This window comes from Kineococcus gynurae (assembly GCF_042433995.1).
In the GTDB taxonomy this organism is placed as follows: Bacteria; Actinomycetota; Actinomycetes; order Actinomycetales; family Kineococcaceae; genus Kineococcus; species Kineococcus gynurae.
The window spans coordinates 468,911-484,800 of the sequence record NZ_JBHLUI010000012.1 but is presented as its reverse complement, the minus strand read 5'-3'; the positions used below and the strand labels follow the sequence as shown (position 1 = coordinate 484,800).

General features: G+C 73.8%; 13 protein-coding genes. 7 read left to right on the top strand and 6 right to left on the bottom strand.

Features of this window, described 5'->3' with window-relative positions; genetic code table 11:
* Nucleotides 1-108: 108 nt before the first annotated feature.
* Genes ACFFKU_RS18230 through ACFFKU_RS18220 form a run of 3 tightly spaced genes read left to right on the top strand, consistent with a single transcriptional unit; the run spans nucleotide 109 to nucleotide 3,007 of the window.
* A complete protein-coding gene (locus ACFFKU_RS18230; protein ID WP_380140243.1) occupies nucleotides 109-1,167 on the top strand; it encodes a glycosyltransferase in 1,059 nt (352 codons plus the stop codon).
* Nucleotides 1,164-2,132: a hypothetical protein gene (locus ACFFKU_RS18225; protein WP_380140241.1), complete on the top strand. Its 969-nt coding sequence runs from the start codon at nucleotides 1,164-1,166 to the stop codon at nucleotides 2,130-2,132. The genes ACFFKU_RS18230 and ACFFKU_RS18225 overlap by 4 nt, the downstream gene beginning before the upstream one ends.
* The gene (locus ACFFKU_RS18220) at nucleotides 2,129-3,007 is read left to right on the top strand and encodes a glycosyltransferase family 2 protein (protein ID WP_380140239.1); all 879 of its coding nucleotides are present in this window, start codon (nucleotides 2,129-2,131) and stop codon (nucleotides 3,005-3,007) included. Before ACFFKU_RS18225 ends, ACFFKU_RS18220 begins: the two co-directional genes overlap by 4 nt.
* On the opposite strand, the gene ACFFKU_RS18215 is transcribed toward ACFFKU_RS18220, so the two are convergent.
* Nucleotides 2,944-4,065, bottom strand: coding sequence for a glycosyltransferase (locus tag ACFFKU_RS18215; RefSeq protein ID WP_380140238.1), 1,122 nt, complete (start codon nucleotides 4,063-4,065; stop codon nucleotides 2,944-2,946). The two genes, ACFFKU_RS18220 and ACFFKU_RS18215, sit on opposite strands and share 64 nt — an antisense overlap.
* A gap of 143 nt (nucleotides 4,066-4,208) precedes the next feature.
* On the opposite strand from ACFFKU_RS18215, the gene ACFFKU_RS18210 reads away from it, so the two are divergent.
* The 3 genes from ACFFKU_RS18210 to ACFFKU_RS18200 are packed head-to-tail and all read left to right on the top strand — an operon-like array spanning nucleotide 4,209 to nucleotide 7,395.
* Nucleotides 4,209-5,117, top strand: a complete 909-nt coding sequence (locus ACFFKU_RS18210) for a WcbI family polysaccharide biosynthesis putative acetyltransferase (protein WP_380140236.1) — start codon at nucleotides 4,209-4,211, stop codon at nucleotides 5,115-5,117.
* Nucleotides 5,114-6,094 (top strand): hypothetical protein, encoded by a 981-nt coding sequence (locus tag ACFFKU_RS18205; protein WP_380140234.1) that lies wholly within the window; start codon nucleotides 5,114-5,116, stop codon nucleotides 6,092-6,094. Before ACFFKU_RS18210 ends, ACFFKU_RS18205 begins: the two co-directional genes overlap by 4 nt.
* Complete coding sequence (locus ACFFKU_RS18200; RefSeq protein WP_380140232.1) at nucleotides 6,091-7,395, top strand: glycosyltransferase; 1,305 nt, start codon at nucleotides 6,091-6,093, stop codon at nucleotides 7,393-7,395. Before ACFFKU_RS18205 ends, ACFFKU_RS18200 begins: the two co-directional genes overlap by 4 nt.
* Here the strand turns inward: ACFFKU_RS18200 and ACFFKU_RS18195 are convergent.
* Nucleotides 7,364-8,251: an FkbM family methyltransferase gene (locus ACFFKU_RS18195; protein WP_380140230.1), complete on the bottom strand. Its 888-nt coding sequence runs from the start codon at nucleotides 8,249-8,251 to the stop codon at nucleotides 7,364-7,366. The two genes, ACFFKU_RS18200 and ACFFKU_RS18195, sit on opposite strands and share 32 nt — an antisense overlap.
* 54 nt (nucleotides 8,252-8,305) lie before the next feature.
* On the opposite strand from ACFFKU_RS18195, the gene ACFFKU_RS18190 reads away from it, so the two are divergent.
* On the top strand, nucleotides 8,306-9,514 hold the full coding sequence (locus tag ACFFKU_RS18190; protein ID WP_380140228.1) for an FAD-dependent monooxygenase: 1,209 nt from the start codon (nucleotides 8,306-8,308) through the stop codon (nucleotides 9,512-9,514).
* Between the two features lie 3 nt (nucleotides 9,515-9,517).
* Here ACFFKU_RS18190 and ACFFKU_RS18185 read toward each other — a convergent pair whose 3' ends face one another.
* From ACFFKU_RS18185 to ACFFKU_RS18170, 4 genes are read right to left on the bottom strand one after another with little or no spacing between them, the layout of a single operon-like run.
* Nucleotides 9,518-12,556 (bottom strand): alpha-mannosidase, encoded by a 3,039-nt coding sequence (locus ACFFKU_RS18185; RefSeq protein ID WP_380140226.1) that lies wholly within the window; start codon nucleotides 12,554-12,556, stop codon nucleotides 9,518-9,520.
* Between the two features lie 15 nt (nucleotides 12,557-12,571).
* Nucleotides 12,572-13,402 (bottom strand): carbohydrate ABC transporter permease, encoded by an 831-nt coding sequence (locus tag ACFFKU_RS18180; protein ID WP_380140297.1) that lies wholly within the window; start codon nucleotides 13,400-13,402, stop codon nucleotides 12,572-12,574.
* Nucleotides 13,403-13,455: 53 nt separating this feature from the next.
* Complete coding sequence (locus ACFFKU_RS18175; protein ID WP_380140224.1) at nucleotides 13,456-14,358, bottom strand: carbohydrate ABC transporter permease; 903 nt, start codon at nucleotides 14,356-14,358, stop codon at nucleotides 13,456-13,458.
* Nucleotides 14,359-14,389: 31 nt separating this feature from the next.
* The gene (locus ACFFKU_RS18170; RefSeq protein WP_380140222.1) at nucleotides 14,390-15,751 is read right to left on the bottom strand and encodes an extracellular solute-binding protein; all 1,362 of its coding nucleotides are present in this window, start codon (nucleotides 15,749-15,751) and stop codon (nucleotides 14,390-14,392) included.
* Between the last annotated feature and the right edge of the window lie 139 nt (nucleotides 15,752-15,890).

Here is a 15,890-nt window from a genome sequence, read left to right as displayed (position 1 = left end):
GGTCCCCGTCCTGACGTCGGCCCGTCGAGCCCGGTGCTTGAGCCCGACGCTCGGGCCGGCCGGGTCACGGTCCGGGCCGGGTTGCTCCGGCGGCGGGGCCGTGGTGGCGTGACCTCCGTGCCCGAGGCCCCACCCCCGACCGTCCTGCGCGTGCTGCACGTCCCGGCCGACCACGACTACTCCCGACGGTTGCTGGGGCCCGGGGTGGTGCCGGTCGACCCGGGGCCGGGCCCGGACCCGTGGACCTCGCCCGCGCTGGACGCGCGGTGGGTCCGCGCCCACGGCGGCGGGTTCGACGTGCTGCACGTCCACTTCGGCTTCGAGAACCGCACCCCGGCCGAGCTCCGCGAGCTCGTCGGGGCGGTGCGCGAGGTCGGGGCCACCCTGGTCGTGACCGTCCACGACCTCGTCCTGCCGCACCTGCCCTCCGACGCCCAGCAGCCCTACCGCGAGCGCCTCGCGGTCCTGCTGGAGCACGCCGACGCGGTCCTCACCCTGACCCCGGGCGCCGCCGCCGAGCTCGCGACGGACTTCGGGGTGGCGGCGGGAGTCGTCGCGCACCCCCCCGTGGTCCCCGACGCGGAGCTCGACGCGGACCGGCCGCCCCGCGGCGGCGGTCTGGGGCTGCACCTGAAGAGCCTGCGGGCCAACCTCGCTCCCTGGCCGCTGCTGGACGCGGCACTGCGGGCGGGGCTCGACCGGGGGGTTCCGGTCGAGGTCCTCGTGCACGCGGAGGCGTTGCGCCCCGGGTTCGTCCGGGCCGACCCGGGGCTCGCGGAGCGGGTGGCGGGGTGGCGGCGGGCCGGGGTGCGCGTGCGGGAGCTGGACGAGCGGCTCGACGACGCGGGGCTGCGCAACTGGCTGCGCGGGCTCGACGTCTCTCTCGTCCCCTCCGCGCACGGCACGCACTCGGGCTGGCTGGAGCTGTGCGCCGACCTGGGGACGACGGTGCTGGCGCTGCCCTACGGGCACCTGCGCGACCAGCAGCCGTTCGTGCCCCTCGACCCGGCCGACGTCGCCGGGTCGGTGGCCCTGGCCCTGACCCGGCCGGGCCACCGGGTCGATCCCGGTCGGCGCCGACGGCAGGCCGCCGAGGTCGCCCGTCGCCACGGGGAGCTCTACCGCGCCCTGCGCGCCGGGGTCGGCGCCCAGGCGGTCCGGTCGTGAGCGCACCGATCGGCTACTACGTCCACCACCAGGGCGACGGCCACCGCCGCCGGGCGCTCGCCGTCGCGCAGCACCTGGACCGGCCCGTGACCGGCCTCAGCTCCCTCCCCGCCCCGGACGGCTGGCCCGGCGACTGGGTCGAGCTGCCCCGCGACGACGTCCCCGCCCCGCTGCCCGACGCCGACGCGACGGCCGGCGGGCGGCTGCACTGGGTGCCTCTGGACCACCCCGGGCTGCGCGAGCGGGCGGCGCGGGTCTCGTCCTGGGTCGCGGCCGCCCGCCCCGCCCTCGTCGTCGTGGACGTCTCGGTCGAGATGACGCTGCTGCTGCGGTTGCACGGGGTCCCGGTGGTGGTCGCCGCGATGCTCGGCGACCGCGACGACCCCGTGCACACGCTCGGCCGGGCCGCGGCCACCGCGCTCTTCGCCCCTTGGCCCGCCCCCGCCGGTCGGACGACGGGCGAGGTCCACCACGTGGGGGCGTTCTCCCGCTTCGACCATCTCTCCCCCACGCCCGTCCCGGGCACCGGGCGGGTGCTGCGGCTGTGGGGGCTCGGTGGCTCCGACGTCGACGCCACCCAGCTCGCGGCCGCCGAGGCCGCGACCCCGGGCTGGACCTGGGCCACCCCGGGTCCGGACGTCTGGGCGGACCTGGGGGCCGCCGAGGTCGTGGTCGTGCACGGCGGGCACAACGCGGTGGCCGAGGTCGCCGCCGCGCGCCGCCCCGCCGTGGTGGTGGCCCAGCACCGCCCGTTCGCCGAGCAGCACCGTCGGGTGGAGCGGCTGCGGGAGCTGGGCATCGTGGCCCTCGACGCCTGGCCGCCCGCCGCGGACTGGCCCGGCCTGCTCGACCGCGCCCGCGGCGTCGGGGGGGCGGTCTGGCAGGCCTGGTCCCCCGGCGACGGCGCCCGGCGGACCGCGGTCTGGCTGGAACGGCTCGCCTCGGCCCGGGAGGCGTCACGGTGATCGCCGTCCTCACCATCGTCGCCGGTCGGCACGACCACCTGCGCGGTCAGCTGGCGGGGCTGGCCCGCAGCCGGCGCCGGGCCGACCTCCACGTGGTCGTCGCCATGGGGGACGCCGGGGTCGCGGGCGTGGTCGCGGAGTTCACGGCCGGGTCGACGGCGGGACGGACGATCGTCGTGGACGTCCCGGTCCTCGACGGGGAGCTGCCCCTGGCCCGCGCCCGCAACACCGCGGCCCGCACGGCGATCGGGGCGGGCGCCGACCTGCTCGTCCTGCTCGACGTGGACTGCGTCCCCGACGCGGAGCTGCTCGACGCCTACGCCCGGGCCGCGACCGGCCCGCTGGTCCGCGGCGAGGGCCCGGCGCTGCTCTGCGGGGCGGTGACCTACCTGCCCCCCGCGCTCGACCCCCCGCACTACGACCGGGCCGAACTCGTCGCGCGCCCCCACCCCGCCCGCCCCGACCTGCCCGCGGGACAGGTGCGGGCCGCGACCGCCGACGAGCGCTGGCTGTTCTGGTCGTTGTCCTTCGCCGTGACCGCGGCGGACCTCGAGCGGCTCGGCGGCTTCTGCGAGGAGTACACGGGCTACGGCGCCGAGGACACCGACCTGGCCGCCGTGCTGCAGCAGCAGGGCGGCACCCTGTTCTGGGTCGGCGGGGCGCACGCCTTCCACCAGCACCATCCGACGTCGCGGCCGCCGGTGCAGCACCTGCACGCGATCGTCCGCAACGCCACGGTGTTCCACCGTCGGTGGGGCTGGTTCCCGATGGAGGGGTGGTTGACCGCCTTCCGCGAGCTGGGGCTCGCGGACTACGACGCGGCTTCGTCGACCTGGTCGGTGAGGTCCGCGGCGCCGGCGACCACCTCGCGGTAGAGCGCCTCGTAGGCGTCCACGACCCGGTCCACCCCGAACCGGCGCACCGCGCGGGCCCGCACCGCGGCCCGGTCCAGCGCGGTCGCCGGGCCGATGGCGGCGGCCATCGCGTCGACGTCCCCCTCGGGGACGGTCAGGCCCACGGGGGCCAGCCCGCCCGCCCCCAGGGTCTCGCTGACCCCGCCGCGGTCGAAGGCGATGGTCGGGGTCCCGCACATGGCGGCCTCGGCGATCACCAGGCCGAAGGGTTCGTCCCACACCGGGGTCACCAGGACCGCGGCGGCGCGGCCCACCCGGTCGGCGAGCTCGGCGCCCCCGAGGTGACCCAGGTAACGGATGCGCGACCCCACCCGGTCCCCCAGCTCGGGCCGGATGAGCGCCTCGAAGTAGGCCGGGTCCGAGATCGGGCCGACGAGATCGAGGTCGCGTCCGGCCCGGGTGGCCGCGGCGACCGCGAGGTGCGGGGCCTTCTCGGGGCAGATGCGCCCGAACCAGAGGAGGTTGCCCCCGCCCGGGCCGAGCGGCCACTGGTGCACCGGCACCCCGTTCGGGATCACCCGCGGCTCGGCGACGACGTGGGTCCACTGCCGGGCGGTGGACGCGCTCACACAGGTGAAGACCGTGTCCGCGCCCGCCCCGCCACCCCCGGCCAGGATCGCCGACTCCAACCACGGCGTCGGCGGCGTGTGCAGGGTCGTCAGCAGCGGGAAGGGCAGGGTCTCGGCCATGGACAGCGGCAGGTAGTGCAGGGAGTTGTTGTGCACCACGTCGAGGCGGCCGCGGAAGTCGCGGCGCAGCGCCGTCATCAGGCGCAGGTGCGCGTGGTGGTCGGCCATGAAACGGGCCGCGGGCATCGAGGTGTCACCGGCCGCGATCTCGCTGGGGTGCCACCCGACGCCCGGGAAACTGAGCGACGTGTCGGCACCGGCGGAACCGGCGGCAGCGAACAACGTGACGTCGTGACCGCGTTCGCGCAGCCCGGCCGTCAGGGTTCCGACGAAGGACTCCAGGCCGCCGGCGTAGGGCTCCACGACGGGGTGCGCCGACGGGCCGATCACGGCGATCCGGAGGGGAGATCGGAAACCGGAGGACGGACGGTGGACTCGGCGCACAAGCGGGAGTGAACCATGACCGCCCCCCCGGGACCTGTTGATCATCGCTTCCGGACGCGCACCACGAGGGCGCCACTAGGCTGGAGATCGTGGGGGACGAGGGACGCCGGAGGCACTACGGGATCTTCTACGGCCTGCAGGAGATCCCCGCCGGGACCGGGCCACTGCTGGTGATCCACGGCAACTGCCAGGCCGAGTCGCTGCGGGTCCTCGTGTCCCCCCACCTCCGCACCGTCCGGATCCCCCCGGTGCACGAACTGACCGCCGACGACCTCCCCTGGTTGGCGAAGCTGCTGGGTCGCGCGGATCTCGTGATGAGCCAACCGATCCGCGCCGGCTACCGCGATCTGCGGCTGGGTACGGCCGAGATCATGGAACTCGCGCCGAACGCGGCTCCCGTGATCATGCTGCCGGTCCTGCGCTGGTCGGCCCTGCACCCGTTCCAGGTGATCGTCCGTACCCCCCTCGGGGATCCGCCCGGGGTTCCCTACCACGATCTCCGCGTGCTGGCGGCCGCCGCGGGTTCCCCGATCCCGGAGATTCCCGGCCCCGAGGCCGTGCGCACCATCCGGGAGAACTCGATCACCGAACTCCGGGCACGGACCGAACGGCACGGCACCGTCGCCGCCGACGACCTGTTCGTGGCCGCGGGGGCCGAGGCCTGCCAGGTGATCAACCATCCCGGGAACCTCGTCCTGCGCGGGGTGGCGGAACGGGCCCTGGCCCGGTGCGGCATCCGGGTCGCGGTCGCCGACCCGGGCCGCGTCCTGCTGGATTCCGTCCACGCCCCCCGCCTGCCCGAGACCCTCGCCGCGCAGGGGCTGCCGGTCACGCCCGCGACCGTGCGCCGGGACTGGCTCGTGGCCGGTCGTGCCGTGCCCGACGAGGAGATCCGCCGGGTCCAGGCCGACTGGTACGCCGCGCACCCCGAGGTCGTCGCCGCCGGGCTGCGCCGGCACGGCGCCCTGCTCGATCTGCTGCGAGCATCGGGCGCGTGATCCGGACCCGTTCCACCCTGCTGGCCGTCGGCGACCCCCGGCACGGGGTGACCGCCGCCGCGCTCGCGCAGGCCGAGGCCCACGACGTCGTCCTGCGCGGCGGGATCGAGCTGCTCGACGCCGACCTGGGGTCCGGCCCGGTGCACGTCCACGTCACCGACCGGTTGTTCGGGGACGGGCCGGAGGACGCGGCCGACCGCCTCGTCGCCCTCGCCCGGCGCGTCCCGCTGCTCGTGACGCTGCACGACCTGCCGCAACCCAGCGACGGTGAACGGAACTTCCCCCGACGCCGCCTCGCCTACTCGCGGGTGGCCGACGCCGCCCGGCACGTCGTGGTGAGCTCACGGCACGAGCGGGGGTTGCTGACGACGAGCAGCCCGGTGACGGTCGTGCCGCTGCCCGTCCCCACCCTCCGACCGGACCGGGCGACCGCGCCGGTGGACCCCGGCGCACGACCCACCGCGGTGGCCGTCCTCGGTTACCTCTACCCCGGCAAGGGCCACGTCCCGACGCTGGCCGCGATGAGCGGGCTCCCCGCCGACGTGGGCCTGGTGGCCCTCGGCCGCACGTCCCCCGGGCACGAGGACCTGGCCGAGGCCCTGGCCGCGCGGGCGGCGGAACTGGGCCGACGGTTCACGGTGACCGGGTACCTCGAGGACGACGTCCTGCTCGGGCGGTTGCGTTCCCCCGTGATCCCCGTCGCCGCCCACGAGCACCTGTCGGCGTCCGGGTCGATCGGCACCTGGGTCGCCGCCGGCCGTCGTCCGATCGTCCCCCCGAGTCCCTGGGCGGAGGAGTTCGAGGAGCGCAACCCGGGTTCCCTCCTGCTGACCTCCGACCTCCGCGGCGCCCTCGCCGAGGCGTTCGCCGACCCCGCCCGGACCTTCGCCGACCCCGGGCGGCGCGGCGCCCCCGACCTCGCGGAGACGGTGCTCGCCGTCCGGGACCTGTTGCGCCGGATCGAGGTCCGGGGGTGAGCCCCGACCGTACCCCGGGCACCGTCGGCGTCGTCGTCCCCCACTTCGACGACCCGCGACGCCTGGACCTCGTCCTGACCGGCCTCGAACTGCAGCGCCTTCCCAAGGGGGTGACGCTCGACGTGGTCGTGGCCGACGACGGCTCCCCCACCCGTCCCGACCCGGGCCCGCGGCCCTACCCCGTGCGGGTCGTCGCCCAACCCGACCGGGGTTTCCGCGCGGCGGCCGCGCGCAACCTGGGGGCCGCCGCGACCGACGCGGAGTTCCTGGTGTTCCTCGACGCCGACACCGTCCCCGAACCGGGGTACGTGGGCGCCCTGCTGGCCGCCGTCGCCCCGGCGACGTCGTCCGACCCGCCCGCCGATCTCGTGGTCGGCCGACGCCGGCACGCCGACCTCTCCCGGTTCGGACCGACCGAGCTGCGCGCGTGGTTCGCCGGGGGGCCGGCCCCCGCCGAGTTCGAGGAACCGGCGTGGCTGCGCGACGCCTACCGCCGCACGGAGAACCTCCGGACGGCCGGTCCCGACGCCTACCGCTTCGTGATCTCGGCGGTCCTCGGCGTGCGTCGCGAGACCTTCGACGTCGTCGGCGGGTTCGAGGAGGAGTTCGTCGGGTACGGCGGGGAGGACTGGGAGTTCGCCCACCGGTGCTGGAACTCCGGGGCCGAGTTCCGGCACGTGCCCACCGCGGTCGCCTGGCACGACGGCCCCGACTTCGCCGGCCGCGATCTCGACGCCCGACGGGCCCGCAACCAGGAGGGGCTGACCCTGGCCCGGTTCGTGCCCGACCCGCTGGCCCGCGGGACCGGTCTGGTCTGGGACGTGCCCGACGTGGTCGTCACCCTGGACGACACCGGCGCCGACCCCGCCGACGTCGTCGCCTGCGTCGCCGATCTGCTGCGCGGCACGGACGCGGCCGTGTGGTTGTTCGAAGGCGGCGCGGCCGACCGGTTGCGCGACCCGCGCGTCCACGTCGGGCCGGTCCCCGCCGACCTGCTGCGGCGCAGTCGGTTCCTGGCCGAGGTCGACACCCCCGTGCGGCTGGTCGGGGCCGGTCTGCGCGACCTGACCGACCTCGTCGACCGGGGCCCGGTGAGCGTCGGCGAGCACCTGCGCGTGCACCGAACCCGTGATCTCGCGCGGGCCGGTCTCGGGCGGGCGGACCGCGCGGAGGCGTGTCCGGCGCCGGCGGGGGTTTCCGCCCGGCCCGCCCGGGACACCGACCTGCAGCGGGAGTGGGGCCACGCCGAGCACCGCCGGCAGGACGCCCTCACCGGTCGCTGCGGACCCCGTCCAGGGTGATGCGGCGTCCGACCTCACGGCCGTAGGCGTCGAGGACCTCCCGGTCCACCTCGCCGCGACCCAGCAGTTCGGCCAGGCACCGGACGGTCAGGTCCGGGGAACCGTAGACGTGCTGGGCGATCACCGCGAGGTGCACCAGCTGCTCCCGGTCCAGCCGGTCCAGGTGGGCCAGGTCCTTGACGTAGGCCACGTCGGCCTCGAGCACCTGGTGGTGGGTGGCGAAGATGTCGCCGTCGAGGACCCCGGGCGCCAGCGGCCAGCGCTTCAGCGCGGCGAAGGCGTGCGGACGGAAACCCTGGGCCCGCAGCTCGGCGTCCACGTCGGCGAAGAGCGGCTGGTCGCGGTACAAGGGGATGAAACCGACCTCGGTGTGCACCGCCACCGCGCCCGCCAGCTTCTGCCGCCCCGATGCGAAGATCATCAGCTCCGAACCCTGGACGTCGATCTTCAGCAGGTCCATCGCCGCGATCTCGGCGATGTCGTCGAGCCGCGTCGTGGTGACCGGGATGCGCCGCAGGACCTCGCCGTAGCGCTCGAACTCGTTCAGCGTGCGCAGCCGCTCGACGTCCGGCTCGAACAGGCTGGTCATCCCGTTCATCCAGGTGACCTTGAGCTCGTGCTCGGCCCCGTCGCCCACGGCGTAGGGCAGGTAGGTCTCCAGCGGCCCGGCCGCCGCCCGCAGCTCGGCCAGCGCCTCGGCCTGCGGTTCGAACCCGGTGACGGTGCAGAGTCCCGCGTCGAGCAGCGGCTTGTAGGGCGGGTCCCCGTCGATCGGGTTGGCCCCGATGTCGACCACCGCGGTCCGTCGCTCGGGGGCCAGGAGCCCGATCCATCCCGGTTTGCTCGACGTGTCCACGGCCCCGAGACTTCCCTAGATCAACCGCCGCGCAACCGCTACCGGGAGACCGCCATGGGTCGAGGTTCCGTCCTGATCTCCGGTGGGGGCGTCACCGGCCCCACCCTCGCCTTCTGGTTGGAGCGGGCGGGATGGCGGGTCACCGTCCTCGAACGCGCGCCCGCCGCCCGACCCGAGGGGCACAACGTCGACGTCCGGGGCGCCGGACGCGAGGTGCTGCGGCGCATGGGCCTGGAGGAGGCGGCGCTGGAACGGACGACGACGGAGGAGGCGACCGTCTTCGTCGACGCGGACGGCCGCGACCTGGCCCGGTTCCCGGCCCCGCAGGACGACACCCGCGGGTTGACGGCCGAGCTGGAGATCCTGCGCAGCGACCTGGCGGGTCTGCTGCAGACGGCCTCCGCCGACGCCGTCGAGTACCGCTACGGGGACTCGATCGCCCGGGTGCACGACACGGGCACCCTCGTGCGGGTCGCGCTGGAGTCGGGCGAGGAGCTCGAGGTCGACGCCGTCCTCGTGGCCGAGGGGGTGAACTCCCGGACCCGCACGCGGGTCTTCGGCGGTCCGGGCACGGAGGGCGCGGTGCGTCGGCTCGGGGCCTACTGCGCCTACCTGGCGATCCCCCGCAGCCCCGAGGACGAACCGACCTGGCGCTGGTACACCGCGACCGGGGGGCGGTCGGTGCACCTGCGCCCCGACGCCGTCGGCACCACCCGGGCGCTGCTGACCTTCCTCTCCGACACCCCCGGCCTGGACCGGGTGGACGAGGAGGGCCAGCGCCGCGTGCTCCGCCGGGTCTACGCCGACGCGGGCTGGCAGACCCCGCGCGTGCTGGACGGCCTCGACGCCGCGCCGTTCTACCTGGAGGACCTGGCCCAGGTGCACCTACCGACCTGGAGCCGCGGGCGGGTCGCCCTGGTCGGGGACAGCGCCTGGTGCGCCACCCCGATCAGCGGGATGGGCACGACGCTCGCCCTGACCGGGGCGTACGTGCTGGCCCGGGAGCTGGGAGCCCCCTCCGACGGCGACGATCCCCGCGCCGCGTTCCGACGCGCCGAGGAGCGGCTGCGCCCGTTCGTGACCCGCGGGCAGAAACTCCCCCCGGGAACCCCCCGGCTGGCCCACCCCCGCAGCCGGGCCGGCCTCGCCGCGATGCGCGCGGCTCTCACCGTGGCCGGCGGACCGGTCGGGCGGGGGCTGTCGGCGCTCGGAGCCCGCTTCGCGAGCCCGCCGGCCGACACCTTCCAGCTGCCCCCGCAGTGACCTTCAGTCCCGCCGCAGACGCAGGGTGAGCAGCTGGAAGGGCCGCAGGGCGATCTCACCGGTCTGCGCGTCGCGCAGGGCGACCGGTTCGGCCACGGGGCGTTCCAGCAGGTCGGTCTCGACGATCTCGGCGACCGCGAAACCGGGGACCACCCGGGCCGCGGCCCGTCCGCCCAGGGATTCGTAGAGGCGCACCACGACGTCTCCGCTCTCGTCCTCGGCGAGCTTGACCGCCTCGACGACCACGGCCGCAGACCCCTCGACCCGCACGAGCGGCGCGGGCGCGGTCGCCCCGGTCACCTCGCGCACCGGCAGGTTCATGCGGTACCCCTCCCGGACGGCGTCGGCGATGCCCGCACCCACGACGAGACCGGCCCGCAACCGGTGCCGGCCCTGGTCGGCGTCGGGGTCCGGGAACAGCGGGGCGCGCAGCAACGACATCCGCAGCGTGGTGGTCGTGCCCCCACCCTCCCGGGTGCCCCGACCGATGTCGTGGCCGTAGGTGGAGTCGTTGACCAGGGCCACGCCGTACCCGTCCTCGCCCACGTGGGTCCACCGGTGCGCGCACGTCTCGAACCGCGCCGCGTCCCAGGAGGTGTTGGCGTGGGTCGGGCGGAACACGTGACCGAACTGGATCTCCGAGGCGGCGCGGTCGGCGTGCACGTCGACGCCGAACGCGAACTTGAGGAGCTTCTGCCGTTCGTGCCAGTCGACGTCCAGGTCGAACCCGACCAGGGCCTCCCCCGCCGCGAGCGAGATCTCCTGCGTCAGCGACGACGACCCGAAGCTGCGGGTGACCCGCACGACCGCGCGCTGCGCGGAGTCCTCGACCAGCTCGACGGCGTCGGCCTCGACCAGGTCGGTCGTGTGCCGCTTGTAGTGCTCGTCGATGTCCCAGGCGTCCCACTGGGTGGGGGTGTCCCGGTGCAGCTGGAGCAGACCCCCACGGACGCCGGGCGCCAGCACCTCGCGGTCGGCCACCAGGTCGCGGACGGAGGCGAGCAGGCCGTCAGCGTCCACGACGACGCGCACCCGGGAGTTCCGCAGCACGATGCCCTCGCCGTCGCGCTCGACCACGACGTCGCCCGCCGCGGCCGGTCCGGCCGGGCCGGCCCCGAGCGCCGGCGCACCTGCCCGGGCCTGGGGGGCGGCGTTGAAGTTCAGGCGCTGCGTCCCCGACCCGGCCAGGATCGCGAGCGAGGACGCGATGATCGCCTCGAGCCGCGTGGCGACCTCGGCGTAGCGTTCCTCGGCCTCCCGGTGCACCCAGGCGATCGAGGAGCCGGGCAGGATGTCGTGGAACTGCAGCAGCAGGACCGTCTGCCAGATCTCGGCGAGCTCCGCGTAGGGGTACGGCGTCCCGTGGTGGACGGTCGCGCTCGCGGCCCAGAGCTCGGCCTCGCGCAGCAGGTGCTCGCTGCGTCGGTTGCCGCGCTTGGTCCGGGCCTGGGACGTGTAGGTGCCCCGGTGGAACTCCAGGTACATCTCCCCGCTCCAGACCGGCGGGTCCGGGTACTCGGCCTCCGCGTCGGCGAAGAACTCGTGCGGGCCCCCCAGCTCGACGCGGGGCGATCCCTCCAGGCTGCGGGTCCGTGCGGCGACGGCCAGCATCTCGCGCGTGGGCCCGCCCCCGCCGTCGCCGTAGCCGAAGGGCAGCAGCGAGGTGTTGGCGCGACCCTTCTCGGCGAACTGCCGCTCGGCGCGGGCGATGTCCTCGGCCTCGAGGATCGAGTTGTAGGTGTCGGCCGGGGGGAAGTGCGTGTAGATGCGCGAGCCGTCGATGCCCTCCCACCAGAAGGTGTGGTGCGGCATCCGGTTGGTCTCGTTCCAGGACGGCTTCTGGGTGAGGAACCAGCGCGCCCCGGCCGCCCGGGCGATCTGCGGCATGGCCGCGGTGTAACCGAAGGAGTCGGGCAGCCAGACGTCGAGCGGCTCGACGCCGAACTCCTCGGCGAAGAACCGCTTGCCGACCACGAACTGCCGGGCCAGCGCCTCCCCGCCGGGCATGTTGGTGTCGGACTCGACCCACATCCCCCCGACCGGGACGAACCGCCCCTCGGCGACCCGCTCCTTGATCCGGGCGTAGACGTCGGGGTAGGAGTCACGGATCCAGGCGTACTGCTGGGCCGAGGAGCAGGCGAACGTGAGGTCGGGGTCGACGTCCATGAGCGCCAGCACGTTGGCGAACGTCTTGGCGCACTTGCGCGCGGTCTCCCGGACGGGCCAGAGCCAGGCCGAGTCGATGTGGGCGTGGCCGACCGCGACCACCCGGTGGGCGGTGGCGTCGGCGCGGGCGGCGAGCACCCCGGCCAGCGCGGCCCGCCCTGCGGCGGCGGTCCCGGCCACGTCGAACGGGTCGACCGCGTCGACCATGTCCTCCAGGGCGCGCAGCACCGCGGCCCGGCGCGACGTGGCCGGCGGCAGCTGCGCCATCAGCCCGCGCAGGACGAAGACGTCCTGCTGCAGGTTCCAGACCGTCTCGTCGAGCTCGGCCACGACGGCCGAGGCGAAGCGGTAGATCGGGGCCGGGTCGGCGGTGAGCACGTCGCCGAGCGGCGTGGGTTCGCACGTGAAGTTCCCGTCGTCGGTGACGTCGGGGTTCGCCGACGCCTCGACCAGGAGGTCGAGGCGTTCCCCCGGACCGGTGACCGCCTCGACCGGGACGTAGCGGTTGCGCGGGTGCAGACCCTTCACGACCGTCCCGTCGGGACGGTAGGCGACGGCCTCGCACTGGAACCCGGGCTGGACGTCGGAGTAGCCGAGGTCGACGACGACCTCGACGCGCAGGCCCTCACCGCCGAACCCCTCGGGGACCTGACCGGTCAGGTGGAACCACGTCGTGCCCCAGGGCCGCCCCCAGAGGTCGCCCACCCGGAAGGGGGTGAACGCGGCGGCGGCCGCCTCGGCGAACGGCACCGGCTCCCCGGGGACGTCCCAGGAGGCCACCGTCAGGGGGCTGCGTCGACGGTAGAGCGCCGGGGTGAGGCGCTCACGGACGAAGCGCTCGATGCGCTGCTCGACGAGATGGGTGTTGTCGTGCACGACGGGTGTTTCCTCTCAACCCTTGACGGAGCCGGCCAGGGCCGACGAACCACCCGCGAAGCGCTGCACCAGGAGGTAGAGCGCGAGGACGGGGACGGAGTACAGGACGGAGAACGCGGCGAGCTGCCCGTAGGCCACCGCGCCCTGCGTCCCGAAGAACGTGTAGATGGTGACCGCGGCCGGTTGCTTCGCCGGGTCGAGCAGCAGGACGAAGGGGACGAAGAAGTTCCCCCAGGCCTGGGTGAAGACGAAGATGAAGACGACGGCGAGACCGGGCCGCATGAGCGGCACCACGACGCTCCACAGGGTCCGCATCGAGGAGGCGCCGTCCATCCAGGCCGCCTCCTCCAGCGAGATCGGCACGCTGTCGACGAAGTTCTTCATCATCCAGACGGCCATCGGCAGCGAGGTCGCGGCCAGGAACGCGATCGTCGCCGGGATCGAGTCCAGGGTGTCCAGCGCCACGAAGAGCGTGTAGACGGGGACCATGACCGCGGTGATCGGCAGGCAGCTGCCGAACAGGATCACGTAGAGGAACGACCGGTTGAAGCGCATCTTGTAGCGCGACAACGGGTACGCGGCCAGGGTGGCGACGACCACGGTCAGGACCGCGCTGCCCCCGGAGAGCACCAACGAGTTCGCCAGGGGGCGGAACGTCAGCTCCGGGGTGAGGACGGCGCTGAAGTTGTCCAGGGTCGGAGCGGTCGGGAGCCCCACCGAGACCCGTGCCGCGGGGTCGATCGAGGCCAGCAGGATCCAGGCCAGCGGGTCGAGGAACGCGAGTCCGACGACGACCAGGGCGGCCCCCGAGGCGACGGCGGCGCCCCGCTTCTGGGGGGCCGACATGCTCAGCGACGGGTGGGCCACCGCGACGGTGGCGGTGGTTGCGGCCTGGGACATCAGTCCACCTCGGGTTTCAGCACGCGGATGTAGACGACGGCGAAGATCGCACCGATCAGCAGGGTCACCGTCGCGATGGCGGTGCCGTAGCCGATCTGGGCGAACTTGAACGCCTGCTGGAAGGCGAGCACGGGCAGCGTGGAGCTGTCCGTCCCCGGCCCGCCCCCGGTCATCACCCAGATGAGGGTGAAGACCCCGAGGGTCTGCAGCGTCGTCAGCATCATGTTGGTGGAGATGGAGCGCCGGACCATGGGCAGGGTGATGAAGAAGAACCGCTTCAGACCGCCGGCACCGTCGATCTGAGCGGCCTCCTGCACCTCCGGGGGGACCTCGGAGAGGGCGGCGTTGTAGACCATCATCGAGAACGCCGTACCCCGCCAGACGTTGGCCAGGATGACCGCCATCATCGGGAAGGTCAGCAGCCAGGTCGTGGACCCCAGCCCGACCCGCCCGAGGATCTCGTTCAGGGTGCCGTCGGTGGAGAAGAACGCGTACAGCGCGAACGCCGCGACGATCTCCGGCAGGACCCACGCCGCCACCACGAGCGCCGAGACGACCGACCCGACGACCTTGGGCCCGGTGCGCAGCAGGAGGGCCATGACCATCCCGAGCACGTTCTGCCCGACCACCGCCGAGGCGATGACGAACAGCAGGGTGAGCCAGGCCGACTTCCAGAAGTCACCACTGCCGAGCAGCTCGGTGTAGTTGTCGAGCCCGACGAAGTCGGGGTTCACGGCCCGGTAACCGGTGAGGGCCGCGTTGGTCAGCGAGCCGTAGAGCGCGTAGCCGATCGGCCCGGCGAGGAAGACGGCCATGAGGACCACGGCCGGACCGATCGGCAGCAGACGGCCGACGGTCCGGCCGAGGGAGGTCCCCCGGCGCTCGATGGTGACGGTGGTCATGAGCGGGGTTCCTTGACGACGCGGTCGCGGATCAGTTGCCGGACTGGACGTTGTCCTCGCCGACGATGCTGACGAGACCCTCGTCGTAGGTCTTGGCGGCCTCCTCCGGCGTCGCGCTGCCCGTGGCGACGGACTCGGCCGCGACCTGGATGTTCCCCGAGATCTGCGAGTAGTCCGGGGTGGCGGGGCGGAAGTGGGTGACCGGGACGAGCGAGGAGAAGAACTCGAAGGACGGGTTGTAGTCCAGGTACTCCGGGTCGGTCGCGACGTCCTTGCGGACGGCGATCTGGGAGTTCTCGGTGTCGTACTTCAGGGCGTTCTCGCGGTTGAGCGCGGTGGCGATGAAGTCGAAGGCGGCCTGCTTGTCGGGGGCGTTGGCCCCGACCGAGAGGAGCCAACCACCCGACATCGAGGTCGAACCGGGGGCCTGGCCCTCCTGGGTGGGCATGGGGGCGAAGCCCATGGTGTCCTCCCAGTCGGCCCACGCGTTGTCGCCGGAGATCCACTGGCCGGGGAGCCAGGAACCCTCGATCGACATGGCGAGCTTGCCCTCGGGGATCAGCTCGGTGGAGATGCGGCTGCCGACGTTGGCGTCGAGGGCCACGTCGAGCGAGGGGCCGAGACCCTCGCCGTAGACCGACTTGTAGAAGTCGAGGGAGTCGACGAAGCCCTTGGACCCGCTGACCCACTTCTTGGTGTCGGTGTCGTAGAGGGTGTCGTCGGTGCCGTACATCAGCATCTCGAAGCCCTGCATGGACGTGCCCTCACCGTTGGCCTTGCCCGCGTAGACGTTCAGCGGGGTGACCCCGGGCACCTTCTCCTTGATGGTGCGGGCGGCGGCCAGGACGTCGTCCCAGGTCTTGGGGGTCCACTCGGTCGGCAGGCCGGCCTGGGCGAAGATCTTCTTGTTGTAGTAGATCGCGCGGGTGTCGGTGCCCATCGAGACGCCGTAGGTGCTGCCGTCGTCGCCGATGCCGGCCTGCTTGGCCACGTCGTCGAACTGCGACCAGTCGCTCCAGCCCTTCAGCTGCTCGTCGATCGGGGCGAGGAACCCGGCGGCCGCGTCGGAGCGGACCTGGAAGGAGTCCTCGTAGATGACGTCGGGCGCGGTGGACTTCGACTTGTTCATCAGCGCGAGCTTGGTGAAGTACTGGTCCTGCTCGGCCTCGATCGGCACCAGCTCGACGGTCTTGCCCTGGTTCGCGGCCTCGTACTCGCCCTTGGCCTTCTGCAGCACGGCGTCGAGCTGGGTGAACTGGGCCGTCTTCTGGTAGGCGACGGTGATGGTGTTCGCGTCGTCGGCGTCGCCGGACGACGAACCGCAGCTCGTCAGCACGAGGGAGGCGGTGACGGCGGAGACCGCGAGGGCCGCGAAGGTGCGCCTGCTCTGCATGGCTGGTCCTCTCAAGGATGTGGCGAGTCCGCAGTGACTCGTTCAGACAGGTTTCTACATCAAGTGGACTAATAGTTGTCAAGAGGCGTCATCGAACCGTGATCCGATCGGGGCGGTCCCGCAGCTGATCCGCTCCGGC

Excerpts from the sequence above, each read along its gene's own strand:
- ACFFKU_RS18190 (WP_380140228.1), top strand. The coding sequence starts at position 8,306 with ATGGGTCGAGGTTCCGTCCTGATCTCCGGTGGGGGCGTCACCGGCCCC.
- ACFFKU_RS18180 (WP_380140297.1), bottom strand. The coding sequence starts at position 13,402 with ATGTCGGCCCCCCAGAAGCGGGGCGCCGCCGTCGCCTCGGGGGCCGCC.
- ACFFKU_RS18175 (WP_380140224.1), bottom strand. The coding sequence starts at position 14,358 with ATGACCACCGTCACCATCGAGCGCCGGGGGACCTCCCTCGGCCGGACC.
- ACFFKU_RS18170 (WP_380140222.1), bottom strand. The coding sequence starts at position 15,751 with ATGCAGAGCAGGCGCACCTTCGCGGCCCTCGCGGTCTCCGCCGTCACC.